General features: G+C 70.3%; 14 protein-coding genes. 12 read left to right on the top strand and 2 right to left on the bottom strand.

What is annotated here, in order from left to right:
• The first annotated feature begins 93 nt into the window (after positions 1-93).
• On the top strand, positions 94-1,242 hold the full coding sequence (locus tag FPZ11_RS11890; RefSeq protein WP_146321181.1) for a class I SAM-dependent methyltransferase: 1,149 nt from the start codon (positions 94-96) through the stop codon (positions 1,240-1,242).
• A gap of 189 nt (positions 1,243-1,431) precedes the next feature.
• On the top strand, positions 1,432-2,130 hold the full coding sequence (locus tag FPZ11_RS11885) for an NAD(P)H-hydrate epimerase (RefSeq protein ID WP_246846230.1): 699 nt from the start codon (positions 1,432-1,434) through the stop codon (positions 2,128-2,130).
• Here the strand turns inward: FPZ11_RS11885 and FPZ11_RS11880 are convergent.
• Positions 2,046-2,852 carry a transporter substrate-binding domain-containing protein gene (locus FPZ11_RS11880; RefSeq protein ID WP_146321179.1) on the bottom strand — a complete coding sequence of 269 codons (807 nt, stop codon included), beginning with the start codon at positions 2,850-2,852 and terminating at the stop codon, positions 2,046-2,048. The two genes, FPZ11_RS11885 and FPZ11_RS11880, sit on opposite strands and share 85 nt — an antisense overlap.
• Positions 2,853-3,062: 210 nt before the next feature.
• Here FPZ11_RS11880 and FPZ11_RS11875 point away from each other — a divergent pair, with 210 nt between their 5' ends.
• The 8 genes from FPZ11_RS11875 to FPZ11_RS11840 all read left to right on the top strand — a co-directional run bounded on the left by FPZ11_RS11875 (position 3,063) and on the right by FPZ11_RS11840 (position 14,132).
• Positions 3,063-3,515 (top strand): SRPBCC family protein, encoded by a 453-nt coding sequence (locus tag FPZ11_RS11875; RefSeq protein WP_146321177.1) that lies wholly within the window; start codon positions 3,063-3,065, stop codon positions 3,513-3,515.
• Positions 3,508-3,951, top strand: coding sequence for a MarR family winged helix-turn-helix transcriptional regulator (locus tag FPZ11_RS11870; RefSeq protein WP_146321175.1), 444 nt, complete (start codon positions 3,508-3,510; stop codon positions 3,949-3,951). Before FPZ11_RS11875 ends, FPZ11_RS11870 begins: the two co-directional genes overlap by 8 nt.
• Positions 3,952-4,047: 96 nt before the next feature.
• Complete coding sequence (locus FPZ11_RS19520; RefSeq protein WP_246846229.1) at positions 4,048-7,560, top strand: DEAD/DEAH box helicase; 3,513 nt, start codon at positions 4,048-4,050, stop codon at positions 7,558-7,560.
• Positions 7,561-7,671: 111 nt separating this feature from the next.
• Positions 7,672-8,118: a MarR family winged helix-turn-helix transcriptional regulator gene (locus FPZ11_RS11860; RefSeq protein ID WP_146321173.1), complete on the top strand. Its 447-nt coding sequence runs from the start codon at positions 7,672-7,674 to the stop codon at positions 8,116-8,118.
• 180 nt (positions 8,119-8,298) lie between these two features.
• A complete protein-coding gene (locus FPZ11_RS11855; protein ID WP_210415854.1) occupies positions 8,299-9,756 on the top strand; it encodes an MATE family efflux transporter in 1,458 nt (485 codons plus the stop codon).
• 250 nt (positions 9,757-10,006) lie between these two features.
• Complete coding sequence (locus tag FPZ11_RS11850) at positions 10,007-11,758, top strand: hypothetical protein (protein WP_146321169.1); 1,752 nt, start codon at positions 10,007-10,009, stop codon at positions 11,756-11,758.
• A 74-nt stretch (positions 11,759-11,832) separates the two neighbouring features.
• Positions 11,833-12,897: a tyrosine-type recombinase/integrase gene (locus FPZ11_RS11845; protein ID WP_146321167.1), complete on the top strand. Its 1,065-nt coding sequence runs from the start codon at positions 11,833-11,835 to the stop codon at positions 12,895-12,897.
• Positions 12,898-12,899: 2 nt separating this feature from the next.
• On the top strand, positions 12,900-14,132 hold the full coding sequence (locus FPZ11_RS11840; protein WP_146321165.1) for an MFS transporter: 1,233 nt from the start codon (positions 12,900-12,902) through the stop codon (positions 14,130-14,132).
• A gap of 66 nt (positions 14,133-14,198) precedes the next feature.
• On the opposite strand, the gene FPZ11_RS11835 is transcribed toward FPZ11_RS11840, so the two are convergent.
• Positions 14,199-15,125: an AraC family transcriptional regulator gene (locus FPZ11_RS11835; protein ID WP_146321163.1), complete on the bottom strand. Its 927-nt coding sequence runs from the start codon at positions 15,123-15,125 to the stop codon at positions 14,199-14,201.
• Positions 15,126-15,174: 49 nt separating this feature from the next.
• Here FPZ11_RS11835 and FPZ11_RS11830 point away from each other — a divergent pair, with 49 nt between their 5' ends.
• Both FPZ11_RS11830 and FPZ11_RS11825 read left to right on the top strand, forming a co-directional pair.
• Positions 15,175-15,693, top strand: a complete 519-nt coding sequence (locus tag FPZ11_RS11830) for a VOC family protein (protein WP_146321161.1) — start codon at positions 15,175-15,177, stop codon at positions 15,691-15,693.
• A 406-nt stretch (positions 15,694-16,099) separates the two neighbouring features.
• Positions 16,100-16,714 (top strand): PadR family transcriptional regulator, encoded by a 615-nt coding sequence (locus FPZ11_RS11825; protein WP_146322854.1) that lies wholly within the window; start codon positions 16,100-16,102, stop codon positions 16,712-16,714.
• Positions 16,715-16,759: the final 45 nt, after the last annotated feature.

Raw genomic sequence — 16,759 nt, 5'->3', positions numbered from 1 at the left:
ACGCCGGGCAGGGGGTGTTGCGAACCCGCCATCGGTGTGCCGCACCACGCGGTTCTCGGTGGTGGCCGATCAGACGCACCCTAGGCTGAACGGATGGTCGAGTTCGACTGGGCCCGGCTGAGTCGGTGGCCCGACGCCGATGCACCGAATCTGTTCGCCTCGGATGCCGCCGATCGCCTCATCCTCGACTCCGCCGCGGCCACGCTGGCGGGGCTCGAGCCGCGTGACGTCGTGGTCGTGGGCGACACCTACGGCGGGTTGACGCTTGCGGCGGCCACCCTGCTCGGCGCGAGGCCCGACGACCGCATTCGTGTGCACCAGGATCCCGTGGTGGCCGAGCGTGCGCTCGCCGCGAACGCCAGAGCGCTCGACCTCGCAGACGCGTATCGCTCGTGCGAGCTCGGGCCCGCGGTGGCGGTCGGAGCGAAGGCGGTGCTGCTGCGCCTGCCCAAGAGCCTGGATGCGCTCGACGAGATCGCTGGCATCCTCGCCTCGTCCGCCGCCACCGACGTCACCGTGTTCGCGGGCGGCATGCAGAAACATCTGACGGTGGCCATGAACGAGGTGCTGCTGCGGCACTTCGAGCGGGTCGACGTGGGGCACGGGCGGCAGAAGGCCCGCGTGCTGACGGTGCGCGGGCCGCGGGTGGCGGCGCCTGACGATGCCGAGGCGTGGCCGCGCCGGCGGTTCCACCGCGACATCGCGCCTGGGCTGTGGGTGTGCGCCCATGGCGGTGCGTTCGCCGCCGACCGCATCGACATCGGCACCCGCTTTCTGCTGTCGCACCTCGACCAGGCGGCGCCCGATGCGCGCACCGCCGTCGACCTCGCGTGCGGAACCGGCGTGCTGGCGTCCGCTCTCGCGCTGCGGCGGCCGGGCGTGCGCGTGATCGCGACGGACCAGTCCGCGGCGGCAGCGGCATCCGCCAGCGCGACGGTGGAGGCGAACGGAGTTGCCGACCGTGTCGGGGTGCGGCGCGAGGACGCCGGCGAAGGCATCCCCGACGGCACGGCCGACCTGGTGCTGCTGAACCCGCCGTTCCACAACGGCGCAGCCCTCGACCTGCGCGTCGGGAGGATGCTCGTGGGCGCCGCCGCGCGCATCCTCGCCCCCGGCGGGCAGCTGTTCACGGTGTTCAACTCGCACCTCGACTACCGGCCGCTGATGCAGCGGATGGTCGGCCCGACGCGACAGGTGGATCGCAACGCGAAGTTCACCATCACGGCGTCGACCCGGCGGTGAGTCCGCGCCGGTGATGGCCCGTGCCGTCGTGGGAGCACGTGCTGAAAATCGGAGTTCTGCTGCGCCGCGCCGACGCGCGCGCTCTGCGCGGGCGTGTCGCGACGAAACTCCGATTCTCGGCACCTGAACCGGGCCAGTGGTGAGGTGGCAGTGGATCGCTGCGACGGCTGCGGGCGTATCGTCGGGCACGTGATCAGGGGGTACTCGGCCGAGCAGGTGCGGGCCGCCGAGGTTCCGCACCTCGAGGCGGGCGAGCCGCTCATGGCGCGGGCCGCCTCAGGGCTGGCGGCCGTGGTGCGCGACGAGCTGGCGACGCTCGACGTGCCGCCCATGGCGGCGAGCGTCGTGCTGCTCGTCGGGCCGGGCAACAACGGCGGCGACGCCCTGTACGCGGGTGCCGAGCTGGCGGCATCCGGATGCGGCGTCGCGATCATCGAGCTCGGGTCGCGCACGCATGCCGAGGGGCTCGCGGCGGCGCTGGATGCCGGTGCCCGGGTGGTCGCGCCCGGCACCGACGTGGTGGCCGCCGCCGTGCGCGCAGCGACGGGTGCCGACGTGGTGGTCGACGGCATCCTCGGAACGGGCGCGTACCGCAGCCCGGCGCTGCGCGGGGACGCGCGCGCCGTGGTCGAGGCACTCCGCGGCATCGTCCTTTCGCCGCGCAAACGGGTCGTCGCGGTGGACCTGCCCAGCGGCATCGATCCGGATACCGGCGACGTGCGCGACGACGCCGTGCTGTCGGCGGACGTGACCGTCACCTTCGGGGCGTACAAGGCCGGCCTGCTCCTGCGGCCGGCCGCCGGCTATGCGGGCCGTGTCGTGCTCGTCGACCTCGGGCTCGGTCCCGAGCTCGAGTCCGTCGAGCCGCTCGTTCGCGTGGTCGACTGATCGGCGGCGGCCGCGGGCGGTGCCGCGAGCGCGGGGTCGTGGCCGGAGCGCTCGAGCGCGCGTGCAACGAAGCCGTCGGCCTTGCACGCTTCGACGGTCGTCAGGAGATATCTCTGTACCTCTGACGAGCTCCCGCGGGTGGTGGCGACGGCCTGCCTGATCTGCATGAAGGCCGGTTCGAGCATCCTCAGCGAAGGATCGTCGGAGACGGCCAGGCTCAACGGCTGTCGGATCCCCGCGGCGACCTCCAGGTCGCTCTCGCGAAAGGCGTCGATTCCGTCGCGTCCGCGCACGACCTCGGCGTGGGTCAGCGTGCGGGACAGGAAGAGGTCGTACGCGGATCCCTCTTTCACGCCGATGCGCACACCCGCGCGATCGACGCCCTCGGCGTCGACGATGGCCGAATCGTTCGGCACCGCGTAGACGCCCTCGATGATCACGTACGGCTCGGTGAACCACACCTCGGTGGCGCGAGCAGGTTCGATCGCAAGAAAGGCGATGTCGGCGACGCCGTTGCGCAGCGCGTCGAACGAGTCCCGCGCCGCGTCGAAGCAGACGAACGACACCGGAACGCCGAGACGGGCGGCGATCTCGCGCGACAGGTCGACGGTGATCCCGGACGGCAGCTCGGCAGTGCCCTGCGCAAGCACCGGGTTGCCGAGATTGATCGACGCGCGGAGCGTGCCGGTCGGAGCCAGGTCTCTCGCGATCGATGCATCCATGTCTTTATCTTGACATCGAGATACTTTGTCGCGCTCGGATCATGGTCGAAGGCGCGACCCCAACCTCGGGCTGCCGCGCACCGTGGCGACGATCCGAGCGGGCATCGCGGGTTCCGGGTGAAAAGCGCTTGTCTATTGATCTGTGTACAGATAATCTGTGAACAGAGCACTTCATCATCCACCAGCACCACCATCGAAAGGAACGGCATCATGTGGAGCACCGACTACACCGCAGAGACCTCGCTCTCCCCCGCCGACGTGTGGGCAGCGCTGCGCGCGCTGCACGAAGGCGAACTCACCTACGACGGCGCCGACGAGTTCGTGCTGCACGGACCGTTCGCCGTCGGCACCCATGTCTCCGTCACGCCCGACGGGCAGGAGACCTTCGAGTCCACGATCATCGACGTGGTGGAGAACACGACCTACGCCGACGAGACCGTGTTCGGCGACCTCACGCTGACCTTCCGGCACACGCTCGTGCCGACCGGCACGGGCACGAGCGTGACGCACCGGCTCGAGATCGACGGCGCATCGGCCGACGAGATCGGACCGGAGCTCGGCCCGCAGATCTCCGGCGACTTCGCGGAGTCGATGCAGGCCCTCTTCGACGCGGCCGCGCGTCTCGTCGACGGCGAGGCCGCGACGGAGCCGTCGGATGCCTGAGGGCACCCGTTTCGCGGGCGGCCCGAGCGAGAGCCCGGGCTTTCTGCTCTGGCGCGTGACCTCCGCGTGGCAGCGGGCGATGGCATCCGCTCTCACACCGCTCGGCCTCACGCACGTGCAGTTCGTGCTGCTGGCCTGCGCGTGGTGGCTCGGGCGCTCGGGTGAGACGCCGAATCAGGTGCGGGTCGCCGCGCAGGCGGGCGCCGACGTGAAGATGGCCTCCGAGGTGCTCGGGCGGCTCGAGGCGAAGGGACTGGTGACTCGTGCGGCAGACCCCGCGGACAGCAGGGCGAAGACGGTGCTGGTCACGCCGGAGGGCGCCGCGCTCGCGAAGCGCGCCGTGGGCGTGGTGGAAGACGCGGATGCCCGCTTCTTCGCCACCGTCGACGCTCCCGCGCTCGTGACCGTGCTGCGGGGGCTCGCCGGGGTGGAGTGAGGGCGGGTTTCGAGGCGCGCCGCTTCGCGGTGCTCCTCGACCTGGGGGCGATGTCGCCCTTCGAGCCCTGTCACCGGCGCGTGAGAGCATGGGCGGGTGCCCGGCCCCTGGTTCCCGTTCGTCGACGTCGGGGCCATCCGCGACTTCGTCGGTGAGGCCGCTCTGCTGCGGGCGGGATCGTACGCGGGATCCGCGGTGCAGCAGCTGGCATGGCGCACAGGAGTGCTCGAAGCGCAGGTCGTCGGCAGCGAGCCGCGACCCTACTCCTGCTGGGTCGCGCTCGTGCCAGCCGGCCGTGGCCACCGGCCGACCGCGAGCGGCTGCAGTTGCCCCGTCGGCGCCGCGTGCAAGCACGTCGCCGCCGCCATGCTCGCCAGCTCGCGCCGACACGACGCGAGCTCGGCGGCCGCCGTGCCGGACGGGTCGGGATGGCGCGGCGCAGTGCGCTCGCTCACCACGGCCGCCGAGCCGGCCGCCGGGCACACCCCGCTCGCGCTGCTGATCGAGGTGCGCGAGCGCGTGCGCCGCCGCGCGAGTTCCGGCGGGCGCTGGGAGCGCGCCACCGAGACGACGCAGGCCGCCACCCGCGACTCGATCGGCGTGGTCGAGGTCACGGCGCGCATCGGCGCGCCGGGCCAACGCGGCTGGCGAGGCGCCAAGGCCACCTGGGGCAGCCTGCACTACCGCACGCACGAGGCCGGGTACGACCCAGAGCAGCTGCGCTGGTTCGTCGAATTCGAGACCCTCGCACGCGCCACGCCCGGCAGATACTTCAGCGGCGAGGGTCCACGCCTCGCGCTGCAGGAGTACTCGTCACCGCTGCTCTGGCGACTGCTCCAGGATGCCCGGGCACGCGGCATCCGGATTCTCTCCGGTGACAAGCACGGCACCCTCGTGCTCGCCGGCGACGCCCAGCTCGAGGCCGTCGCGACCACGCGCGACGACGGCGCGCTGGTGCTGACGCCGGCGCTCGCGGTCGAAGGACGCACCGTGACCGATGGCCGGGCGCATCCGATCGGCGATCACGGCGTCGCGCTGGTGGAGTGGCCGGCACCCACCGCCGATGCGCCGCGTCCAGGACCCTTGGTGACCCTCGCGCCGGTGAACCGTCCGCTCACGCAGCAGGTGCTGATCGCCTTGCGTCGTGGCGAGATCGAGGTGCCGGCCGACGACGTCGGCGAGTTCCTCCGCGACGCGTACCCGGCGCTGGCCCGTTCGCTCCCCGTACGTGCAGCGGATGCCGACACCGACCTCCCCGAGCTCGTCCCGCCAACGCTCGTGGTCACCGTGTCGTTCCGTCCGAAGCAGACCGTCGTGATCGCGTTCGGCTGGGAGTACAGCGCGGGCGGTCGCGTCGCCGCGCTTCCCGCGCTTCCGACGGCCGCCGACCGTGCTCGCCGCGATCCGGATGCCGAGGCAGCCGCAATCGCGGCCTTCGTCGAGGCCGCGGGCGACTCCGCCGACTCCGAGGCGCCGCTCGCGGAACGCACCCTGCGCGGCATCGACGCCGCCGAATGGGTCGAGCAGGTGCTGCCGCGCATCGAAGCTCTCACCGGCGGCGCCTCCGACGGCAATACCGGTGCCACCCCGCGCATCCGCGTCGACATCGAGGGCGAGCGCATCGAATACCGCGAGTTGAAGGAGACCCCGGAGCTCACGGTCACGACGGTGCCGACCGACCAGAACGACTGGTTCGACCTCGGCATCATGGTCACGGTCGCGGGGCGGAGCATCCCGTTCCAACCGCTGTTCGAGGCGCTGGCCACCGGCAAGCGCAAGCTGCTGCTCGTCGATCACAGCTACCTCTCGCTGAACAAGCCCGTGTTCGACCGGCTCAAGGAGCTGCTGTCGGAGTCGGAGGCGCTCGCCGAGTGGGAGACCGGTCCGCGCATCAGCCGATATCAGGCGGCGCTCTGGGCCGACTTCGAGGACCTGGCCGACGAGTCGCTGCCGGCCGTCGAATGGCGGGAGACCGTCGGTGGACTGCTCGATGTGGTGCGGGCGGCGGAACGCGGGGCGGAGCGTCCGGACGACGCGGCAAGGCTCGTCGAGCGCGCCCCTCTGCCGTCCGGGCTGGCCGTCGAGCTGCGTCCCTATCAGCGCGACGGCTACGACTGGCTCGTCTTCCTGTGGCGGCACGGCCTCGGTGGCGTGCTCGCCGACGACATGGGGCTGGGCAAGACCGTGCAGACCCTCGCGATGATCGCTCACGCGCGGGACGTCACCCGCGACGTCGTACGCGATCCGCGGAACAGGACATCCCCTGAGCCGAGCACATATCCGGCGTGGCGCGACGAATATCCTGCACCGTTGCCTTCGGCCGAGGGAGATTCGGAACTGCCGGCGCCGTTTCTCGTGGTGGCTCCCGCCTCGGTGGTGTCGAACTGGGCGAGCGAGGCGGCGAGGTTCACGCCGGGGCTGCGCGTGGCATTCCTCACCGCCACCCGCCGCAAAGACGGCACACCGATGGCGGAGGCGATCGCCGACGCCGACATCGTGCTCACCAGCTACACGGTGTTCCGGCTCGACCATGAGCGGTTCGCCGCCCAGCGCTGGGCGGGGTTGGTGCTCGACGAGGCCCAGTTCGTGAAGAATCACGCGTCGCAGACGCACCGGCTGGCCCGCGAGCTGGATGCCCCGTTCCGCCTCGCCGTCACCGGCACGCCCCTGGAGAACAATCTGCTCGAGCTGTGGGCGATGTTCTCGATCGTGGCGCCCGGCCTGTTCCCGTCGCGCAGGCAGTTCGTCGAGGAGTACGTCAAACCCGTCGCGGCGGCCGCGAGTCCGGCGCACGGAACGGATGCCGCACACGGCGCGGCCCGCCTGCGTCGCCTGCGTCGGCGCATCCGCCCGCTGCTGCTTCGTCGCACCAAGCAGCTCGTGGCGCCCGAGCTGCCGCCGAAACAGGAGCAGGTGTTGAGCATCCCGCTCGACCCGAAGCACCGCAGGCTCTACGACACGTGGCTGCAGCGCGAGCGGCAGAAGGTGCTCGGGCTGCTCGACGATCTCGACCGGCAGCGGTTCATCGTGTTCAGGTCGATCACGCTGCTGCGCATGCTCGCGGTGGATGCCTCGCTCGTCGACCCCGACAACGCCGACATCCCCTCGAGCAAGCTCGACTCCCTGCTCGATCAGCTCGGCGACGTGATCGCCGAAGGGCATCGCACGCTCGTCTTCAGCCAGTTCACGTCGTATCTCGCGAAGGTGGCGCAGCGGTTGGATGCGGCCGGCATCCGCTACTCCTACCTCGACGGCTCCACCCGGCGCAGGGCCGAGACGATCCGAGGGTTCCGCGAGGGAGACGCGCCGGTGTTCCTGATCAGCCTCAAGGCGGGCGGGTTCGGGCTCAACCTCACCGAGGCGGACTACGTGTTTCTGCTCGACCCGTGGTGGAACCCGGCGGCGGAGGCGCAGGCCATCGACCGCACGCACCGCATCGGACAGACGAGCCGCGTGATCGTCTACCGCATGGTCGCTGCCGACACCATCGAGGAGAAGGTGATGAAGCTCGCCGCGCAGAAGGCGGAGCTCATCGACGCGGTGCTCGACGACGACGGTGCGTTCTCGTCCTCGCTGACGGCCGACGACATCCGGTCGTTGCTGGCGTAAAGCCCTGGGTGCGCAGGCTCGACCAGACGGAGCGTGCAGCCCACGGCGCCGCCGAAAGAAAAATCAGTTCGAGGCTTGACAGTTAGAATTCAAACAGTTAGTGTTCTAAATATGGCACAGCGAGAGTTCGAGATCAGGAGCAGCCTCCAGCTGCTGCGCTGGATCGGCTGGGCTCAGCGCAAGGCCGCCGAGGACTGGATCCGCGAGCGTGGCATCACGTTCGAGCAGGGGTTCGTGCTCGGCTACCTGGCCGAGGAGCCCGGAGCCAAGCAGCGCGATATCGCGCACATGACCCGCACCACCGCGGCGAGTGTGTCGAGCATGCTGCAGGGCCTGGAACGTCGCGGCCTGATCGAGCGACGCACCGAGGAGGGCGACGAGCGCAGCAAGCGCGTCTACGCCACAGAGGCCGGTGCCGAACTCATCGCGGGTTTCGATGACGCGATGCTGGCGGCCGACGAGGAGATCCTGTCGCCCCTGACCGACGCCGAGCGAGATCAGCTTGAGACTCTCCTGACCAAGATCACTGCGGCCCTCCCCGAAGTCGAGAGACCGTAGCGGCGAGAGCCGCCCCTCCATCGGGCCCGTCGGGCCCGCCAAGACCTCACATCGACCACGGCGCCGCACCGGGCGGCCGACATCGCCCGCGCCCGCGTCGCCATCCCGTCACGCCTGCACGGCACCGAGCCCCACGGGGTCCGGGACCGTCATGCCGTCATGCCCGAAAAGGAGCCCATCATGTCTGCAGAAATCTCCGCCGAAGCACTCGATACACCACCCAAGGCCGGGCAAGTCGGCTCGAACCGCTGGTACCTCTCCGCCGCGCCGATCGTGCGGGCCCTCGTGCACCTCTGTGTGCCGATGGCCGCCGGCATGGTCGTCGGCGCCGTCTACAACGTCATCAACGCTGGTTTCATCGGCTCGCTGCACGACTCCGTGCTGCTGGCCGCCATCACGTTCGGCACCCCGCTGCTCGGACTCGTCATGGCGGTCGGCGGCGTCTTCGGAGTCGGCGGCGGCGCACTGATCTCGCGACTGCTCGGGGCCTCCGAGAACGAGGCATCCAAGGCCGGCGAGATCAAGCACGTCTCGTCGTTCTCCGTGTGGGGATCGGTCGTCGTGGGGGCCGTGCTCGGCGCGATCGGGCTGATCTTCCTGAACCCGCTCGTGTCGGTGCTGGGCGCGAATGCCGCAGCAGCGCCGGCGACGGCATCCTATGTCGCCGTGTTCCTCTGCTTCGTGCCCGTGCTCGCCGCGGCCTTCTGCCTGGAGCAGCTGGTGCGTGCAGAGGGTGCCGCGCGGCAGTCGATGATCGGCCTGATCGCCTCCACCATCGCAAACCTCGTGTTCGACGTGCTGTTCATCCTGGTGCTGCACTGGGGCGTCGCCGGCGCCGCGCTCGCGATCGGACTGTCGAACCTCGTCTCCGTCGTCTACTACGCGGGATGGCTCACCAAGCACAGCGAGCACATCAGCCTCGCCCCGCGCTGGTTCGCGCTGCGGGCATCCGTGCTGAAGCCGGTCTTCAGCGTCGGCATGGGCGAGCTGCTGCAGTCGGCGTTCCTCATCGTCACCAGCCTGGTGCTCAACAACCTCGCCGCGCAGCACGGCAACGGACCGCTGGCCGCCATGGGCGTCGCGGTGCGCATCGCGCAGGTGCCGGAGTTCCTCATCATGGGCATCACCATCGGCGTGCTGCCGCTGCTCGCCTACTCGTTCGGCAAGGGAGACGCCAAGCGCCTCTGGTCGTCGGTACGGGCCTCGGCCGTCGCTGTCGGCGCGATCGGCGCGTTCTTCTTCGTCGTGGTGTTCCTCTTCCGCGACCAGCTGTTCTCGCTGTTCTCGTCGGACCACTCACTGCTGGCCGTCGGCGTCACGATCATGACCGCGCAGCTCGTGGCGATGATCGGCAACGGCTTCACCGGCCTCATCACCTCGCTCATGCAGGGCACCGGGCGCGGCACAGCGGCCATCGTGCTCTCGATGACGCAGGGCGTGCTCTTCATCCCGGTGGTCATCCTGGCGAACCTGTGGTTCGGCCTGACCGGCATCATCTGGGCGCTGACCGTGACCGAGATCATGGTGCTCATCGTGGCGCTCATCCTGTGGGCGCTGAACTCGCGGGGCATCGCCCGCGGCCTCGCCGAGGGCAGCCCCGAGCGTGCCGAGGAGGCGCTGGCGATGGCCGAGGGCTAGAAGTCACGCCCGACGGCACGACGGCCGCGACGAGACGCCCCGCCCTGGGAGACATGACCAGGGCGGGGCGTCTCGTTGTCGATGGGGGACGATGGGCCCGTGAGCGGGCCGCCGTCAGGGCTTTCGCACGCCGCCGCATACCACGGCTCGACCTGCACAACCTAGGTGACATCCAGATAACGGCCGGATAACATGGGGGCACCGTGCCGGTACACCCCGGCAGTTCCGACAGCCCGAGACCCACGCCCCTGTGACTGACCCCTTGCTTCCCGCGCGCTCCACCCCGGTGCCGAGCGCGCCCGAATCGGGCGACGGGGAGCAGGTCTTCTTGAGCCGCAGAGAGCGGCGGGCCTACGAGCAGGCCGCGGCGCAGGATGCCACGCCCGCCTCGGCGACCCCGGTTGCGGCCCCCGCAGAGACCGTCGCGCACACGACCTACGCTGCGCCGCAGTACCCGTCGCAGGCACTGTCTTTCCCGGAAGCGCAGTCAGCCGCAGCCCAGCAGCAGGCTCCGGCGCTGCGTCCCCACGTCCCGCCGTTCGAGGCGGCGACCACCGTCGCACCGGCCGCACTCCCGTCGCCCGCGCAGCAGGTGACCGCCGACGCCGTGCCCGCATCGGGCCGGCCGACCACGACTCCCGCGCCCGAACCACGGCAGGACTCCTTCGCCGAACTGCTCGGACTCTTCGACGAGCCCGAGCAGCAGGCGCCGCACCGTGCGACCACCGTCGAGGTGCGCGAGAGGGATGCTCAGCGCAGCGCCCCCGTGCACCCCGCCGACCGAGGCGCCACCGACCGTTCCCACGGACCGGGTGGTGACGACGCGCGACGCGCACCAGACCTCCGCCGCGCGCCGGATGCGGCACGCAACCACCAGCTCGACGAGATCCCCGTCAGCACGCAGACCGGCCGGGTTCGCCTGCGTCCGGACGAGCTGGCGCGGGCGACGGACTCCGCCCCCGTGCCGATCGCGTTGCCGGGACCCGGAGCCGAGGCGTCGTGGGGCGCGCCGGGTGTGGGCGTCGCGGGCGGGGCATCCTCGTCGCCGCGTCGTGGTCACCGAGACCGGCAGAACCGCCGAGCGACTCCGTCGGCCGATGATCGGGGCTCCGAGAGGGGCGGACGTCGGAGCGAGCCGCGCACCGGGTCGAAGCGGGAGCCGAAGACCGAGGCGAAGCAGGTCGCACGCGGGAAGCGCTCGACGTCGACGGCCCGTGCCCTCAGCACAACTCCGCGTCGTGCGCGTCTTTCGCTTCGTCGCCGGTCTCCGCTGGCCAAGCTGATCGCCAAGACGGCGATCATGGTGGCCGCGGCGGGGCTCGTGGCCACGACCGCTGTGCCCGCCTACGCCCAGTTCGACGATCCGGTGGTCAACAGCGCGACGTCGGGCAAGCTGCAGACCCTGGCCGTCGGTTCGGTCGACAGCGGTTCGATCGACAGCACCTCATACAGTGCGCACACGCTGTCCACCGCACTGGACTCGACGCTGGGCACGGTCGTCGCACCTGAGACGCAGGCGCTCGCGAAGCAGCTCATGTCCGCCGTGACGCAGGGACGTCTCACGGGCAGCTCCCCCGACCACATCTTCGAGATCCGTTATCTCGCCGCGGGCGAGGCTGTGCCGGGCTGCGGCATCGACTACCGCGTGCTGCAGGCCATAGCCTTCGCACTCACCAAGTTCAACACCGTGGGCGTGAGCGACATCAACCGGCATTGCACAGGGCAGATCGAGGGTGCGGGAACCGCGTCCGCCCACTACACCGACGGCGGCGGTCACGCCGTCGACTTCTTCCTGCTCAACGGGCACGCGCTCTCCGGCGGTGACTCCGACTCCATCAAGCTGATCGAGGCGCTCGACGGCGTCGTGCCCGCGCACTCCACTGTCGGCCAGGTGAACTGCCGATCGAGCCTCTCGCTCGAGCATTTCCAACAGATCGACGACACGTGCAACCACGTGCACATCGACTTCCTCGACGCCACAGGGGCGACTCTGCTCGACTGACGCTTCGGAGCACGGGTGTGGCCTCGGCGGGGTTGGTCTTCGTGGGCTGAGCGGCGCCCGCGAGTCGAAGTCGCATGAGTTCTGTGCCGCGCGGCCGACGAGATCTCGGGCTGTCCGGCACCACGCTCGAGCGCCGCGATCCGCCTCCCTGTGAGCTTGAGAACGGCACGACCCGGTCGAGGGCCTCTTCCCACCAACCTGTGTCAATGTGTAATGTCACAGCTATGGATGCGAGCGCAACCGTGGAGTCCTACCTCCTGGACTTGCGGCGGAGAGGGCGGCGCGAACACACGGTGCGTGGCTATGGCACGGACCTTGCGCGCCTGGTCGACTGCGCGGCCGAAACGGGCGGAACGCTCGATGCTGCCGCGGTCTCCACGTACACGGCGTGGGCAAGGGGTGCCGCCCCCGCGACCACGGCGCGACGACTGTCCGCCCTTCGCGGCCTGTTGCGGTGGTGCGGACAGGATGCGCTTCTGTCGGGCGTGAAAGAAGCGCACGGCTCCGCAGATCGAGTGGGGTCCGCCGCATCGAGCGGAGAGCCGACCCACGCTGCGACGCGCGACGATGTCGAGAACGTCTTGGCGGTGATTCCACGGCAAGCCGATCGTGATCAGTTGCTGTACCGTGTGCTCGCTCGCCTCGGGCTTCGCCCCGGCGAAGCGCTCGCGCTGCGGATCGAGGACTACGACGAGGCAGGGCGATGTCTGCAAGTGCCGGGTTGGGGTGGCGTTCGGCGTCGCGTTCTGGTCGACGACCGACAGGTGCTGCTGCGGATGAGCAACCTGATCCGCGTCAGCGGACGCACGTCGGGTGCCTTGTTCACGGCACCAGGACGAGAAGTGCCGCTCCGCTATCAATCGGTGCTGGCGCGCTGGAATCGGTATTGCGCCGCCGCCGGCGTCACGGTCCGGCTCTCGGACCTGCGCCGGCTGCATGCCGTCGAGCTGCTGGCGGGCGGCGTCCCCGAGGCGATCGTCCGTGATCGCCTCGGCCAGCAGTCCGGCTCGCTCACCGGTGGGCCTGCCGGCCCGTCGACACAGGAGAGCGATGAAGCTCTGTGCGCCTGGCATGCCCGAGCGGCGGCTGCGTCCCAGACCGTGGAGTCGGATCCGGTCCGCACCGACCGCGCCGGGTGATCGTGCGACAGCAACGCCTCGGCGCTCCGTTCGCCGTCTTCCTCACCGCTGAGACGGTCAGCGCGGCGGGCAGCATGGTCACGATGGTCGCGCTCCCGCTCGTCGCGGTTCAGCAGCTGCACGCCAGCACGCTGACCGTCGGGCTGCTGGAAGCGGTGCAGTGGATTCCTTCCGTGTTCCTCGGGCTGCTCCTCGGCGCTCTCGTCGACCGCAATCAACGCCGCTGCCGGTCCATGATGGTCGCCGCGGATATCGGCCGGGCGTGCACGCTCGGCACGATCCCACTTGCCGGGGCCTTCGGGATGCTCACCCTGCCGTTCCTGCTCGTCGCGGCGACGCTGACGGGGTTCTTCACCGCGTTCTTCCAAGCCGCTTACGCCCCCTACCTACGGCAGCTCCTTCCGTCCGATCTCTTCAGCGCAGGCAATGGCTACCTGCAGTCCGGACGCTCCGCTGCTCGTATCGCGGGCCCTTCCCTCGCGGGAGCGCTCGTCGCGATCGTCGGCGCATCCACCACGATCACCGTCGATGCGCTCAGCTTCATCCTCTGCAGCGTCGCGCTGCTGACCATCGCAGCACCCTATGCTCCACCGGATGCCGGTGCCCGGCGATCGATCCGCGCCGACATCGCCGAGGGGCTGAGCACTCTGCGCACGAACTCGCTCTTGGCGGCTATCACCACGGGTGCGGCAACGGCCAACCTGTTCATCACCGCCATCGGCGCTCTCGAGATCGTCTTCCTCGTACGATCGGCCCACCTGGCCCCCACCGCCGTCGGCATCGTGCTCACCGTCGGCGGCATCGGCGGACTCGCCGGGGCACTCCTCAGCCGTGGCCTCAACGACCGCTACGGACTCGGACGCATCGCCATCCTCGCCTTCCTGGCCACCGCGCCCGCCGCGCTTCTGCTTCCCATCACCCAGACCGGAGCCGCTGCAACACTCTTCGCGATCGGGGTGTGCGCGATCAGCTTCGGCATCTCCCTCGGCAGCGTCGCTCTCACCACTCTTCGCCTGCAGCACACACCGCAACGGCTGCAGGGTCGAGTCAGCGCCGTCTCGCAGGTGCTCAACGCGGCGACGATTCCCTTGGGTGCACTTCTCGGCGGTGTTTCCGGGCAATACCTCGGAACCAGGGTCGCCCTCGCCGTGCTCGCCATCGGATACATCGCCTTCAGCATCGTCTTCTCCCGCAGCCCCCTCCGCACCGCGGACCGGCTGTCAGTCGGCTCGTAGGCCGACCCGGCCGACGGCGGAGCGGTGCAGGTCGTCGGGCCGGAAGCATGGTGAAAGCCCGTCGCGTCACCGCGCCGCGGCCGCCTCGGCGTGTGCACGTCCCGCCTCGCGGGTGGCGCGCGGCGTCTCTCCGAGCACCGCACGGTACCGGCGCGACAGGTGCGCGTAGTCGGCGTAGCCGAGCTCGGCGGCCAGCCGGCTGAGATCGGTGGCGGGCCGGGCGTAGAGGGTCGTGGCGGCATCCTGCAGCCGACGACACTCGATGAGCCACTTGGGCACCAGCCCGACGTAGTCCCGCGTCGCGCGTTCAAGGGTGCGCGGAGCCACGCCGAGACGGGCTGCGAGGTCGGCGGCGCGCTGCAGGGATGCATCGGTCTCCGCGAGCAGGCAGGCCTCGTTGACGAGGCGGTCACGGTCGTCCACGAGCTCTAGAACCGGGCGCAGCCAGCGGCTCAGGATGCCCCGCAGCCCATCACGAGCCACGTCACTGAGCCCGCCCGTCGCGTCCGCACCCGTCGCGTCCGCACCGGTCAGCAGCCGTGCCACGGACGCCCCCGGTGCGTCTTCGAGCACCGTGCCCTGCGGGGGCACATCATCCGGGGTCGTCCCGGAGCGCGACAGCAGAACGCGGCCGGCGCACGGCCGAAGCAGCAACCCGACGCCCCAGCCCGAACCTGTCAACCGTCGAGCGCTGATGCGACCGCTCGGTGCGAAGATGCGGCCGGCTGGCGCGGCGGGTCGGGGCTCGGCGCCGGCCGCCGGCCCCGGTGATGCGGTGCCCGCTCTCGCAGTGCTGTGCTCGAACACCACGTTGAACGCCGGGTAGGCGAGCACGCGCTGCGTGAGCTCCTCGCCGGCGGGCACGTGCCAGCGCACCACCCACACGTGCCGCACCAGCGGATTCAGGTCGTCGTCGAGCGTGAATCTGTCGAAGACGACGCCGGGATCGCCGGGGTTGAGGTGCCCACGTGAGCGCGGGGTGGCATCCGCCATGTCGCAAAAGTACAAGACGCCACCGACGCACCGCGCCTACCGTCGAGGCATGAACACCACGACTGAACACCCCGCCGCCAACGGCGAGCACACCACGAACGGCCTCCCGCACGGCTCCACCTCGATCACGCCGCACATCGTGGTGCGTGATGCGAGCAAAGCGATCGACTTCTACCGCGACGTCTTCGGAGCCCGCGTGCTCGACGTCACGCGCTTCCCCGGCGGAGACGGCGTCGCCCACGCCGTCCTCGACTTCGGCACCGGCATGCTCACGCTGAGCGACCCCATCGAGCAGTACGGGTTGGTGGTCGCCGACGACCCCGAGCGGCGCGACTATTCACTGGCCGTCTACGTGACCGACTGCGATGCGGTGACGGATGCCGCGGCATCCGCGGGCGCGACCGTGCGCGAGCAGCCCACCACCTTCGTCAACGGCGACAGGTATTCCTCGGTGCTCGACCCCTTCGGCGTGCGCTGGTCGGTGATGACGCGCGTCGAGGACCTCTCGTTCGAGGAGAGCGCGGCCCGCGTCGCCGAGTGGGCGGCATCCCAGGGCTCCGCCGGCTGAGGTGGCTCCGCGACCCGTCGCCGAGTGCCGCGCTGCCCACCGCCGCCAAGCCTCGCGCTACCCAGCGCACGGCCGCCGCACCGCCCGACCACAACGTGGTTCAGGTCGCACGAATGGCCCTTATGGCGACGCATAAGGGCCATTTCTGCGACCGGAAGCAGGCAGCGGTCCTCGAGGCGACGGCACTCGAGGCGATGGCGGGGTGCGAACTGTGGAGCCTGCGCGTTCGCTGTGGGACGAACACATCGCGTTGCGGAACATCTTCTAGCGATATATCGTTGACATGTCTTAGATAGTCAACGATAGGAGACTCGCTATGAAGAACGACTACTTCTGCGGCGACGAACAGCGTCGCCCCCACGACCACACCGGCCGACCCGACCACTGGGGCCACGGGCCTCACCGCATGCACCACGACGACGACCTGCCGCACCGCGGCGCCGGTCGTGGCGAGGACTTTCCCGGCCACGAGTTCCCCGGCCACGGCTACGCGGGCCCCGGTCGTCGTGGCTTCGGTCCGAGCTTCGACCCGCGTGGATTCGACCCGTCGGTGCTCGCCGCCTTCGGCGCCCGTGGCCGCAAGCGTGCGTCGCGCGGAGACATCCGTGCCGCCATCCTCAGCCTGCTGGGCGACGGTCCGAAGAACGGCTACGCGCTCATCAAGGCCATCGCCGAGAAGACCGACGGCCTGTGGCGACCGAGCCCCGGCTCGGTGTACCCCACGCTCCAGCAGCTGGTCGACGAGGAACTCGTCGAGGCGACCGGTGACGGCCGCCGCACCGACTACGAGCTGACCGATGCGGGCAAGGCCTACATCGAGCAGCACGAGTCGGAGCTCGCCGCGGCGTGGAAGGCCACGCCGTCGCGCACCGAGGCGGATGCCGTGCTGCACGAGTCCATCGGCAAGCTGATGGGCGTCGTGCACCAGTTCCGCTTCGCCGCGACCGACGAACAGCGCAAGCAGGCCGCCGAGAAGATCGACGAACTGCGCAAGGCGCTCTACCTGCTCCTCGCGGAGTAGGCTGCGGGCGAGACGCGCCGCTTCGCGGTGCTCCACAAGGCCGTC

The organism is Humibacter ginsenosidimutans (genome assembly GCF_007859675.1).
Classification (GTDB): Bacteria; Actinomycetota; Actinomycetes; order Actinomycetales; family Microbacteriaceae; genus Humibacter; species Humibacter ginsenosidimutans.
Note: the sequence above shows the minus strand (reverse complement) of the source record. Positions and strands in the feature narration are given on the sequence as shown.

Coding starts and splice junctions, on each gene's coding strand:
- FPZ11_RS11890 (WP_146321181.1), top strand. CDS start 94: ATGGTCGAGTTCGACTGGGCCCGGCTGAGTCGGTGGCCCGACGCCGAT.
- FPZ11_RS11880 (WP_146321179.1), bottom strand. CDS start 2,852: ATGGATGCATCGATCGCGAGAGACCTGGCTCCGACCGGCACGCTCCGC.
- FPZ11_RS11875 (WP_146321177.1), top strand. CDS start 3,063: ATGTGGAGCACCGACTACACCGCAGAGACCTCGCTCTCCCCCGCCGAC.
- FPZ11_RS11870 (WP_146321175.1), top strand. CDS start 3,508: ATGCCTGAGGGCACCCGTTTCGCGGGCGGCCCGAGCGAGAGCCCGGGC.
- FPZ11_RS11860 (WP_146321173.1), top strand. CDS start 7,672: ATGGCACAGCGAGAGTTCGAGATCAGGAGCAGCCTCCAGCTGCTGCGC.
- FPZ11_RS11855 (WP_210415854.1), top strand. CDS start 8,299: ATGTCTGCAGAAATCTCCGCCGAAGCACTCGATACACCACCCAAGGCC.
- FPZ11_RS11845 (WP_146321167.1), top strand. CDS start 11,833: ATGAGTTCTGTGCCGCGCGGCCGACGAGATCTCGGGCTGTCCGGCACC.
- FPZ11_RS11835 (WP_146321163.1), bottom strand. CDS start 15,125: ATGGCGGATGCCACCCCGCGCTCACGTGGGCACCTCAACCCCGGCGAT.
- FPZ11_RS11830 (WP_146321161.1), top strand. CDS start 15,175: ATGAACACCACGACTGAACACCCCGCCGCCAACGGCGAGCACACCACG.
- FPZ11_RS11825 (WP_146322854.1), top strand. CDS start 16,100: ATGCACCACGACGACGACCTGCCGCACCGCGGCGCCGGTCGTGGCGAG.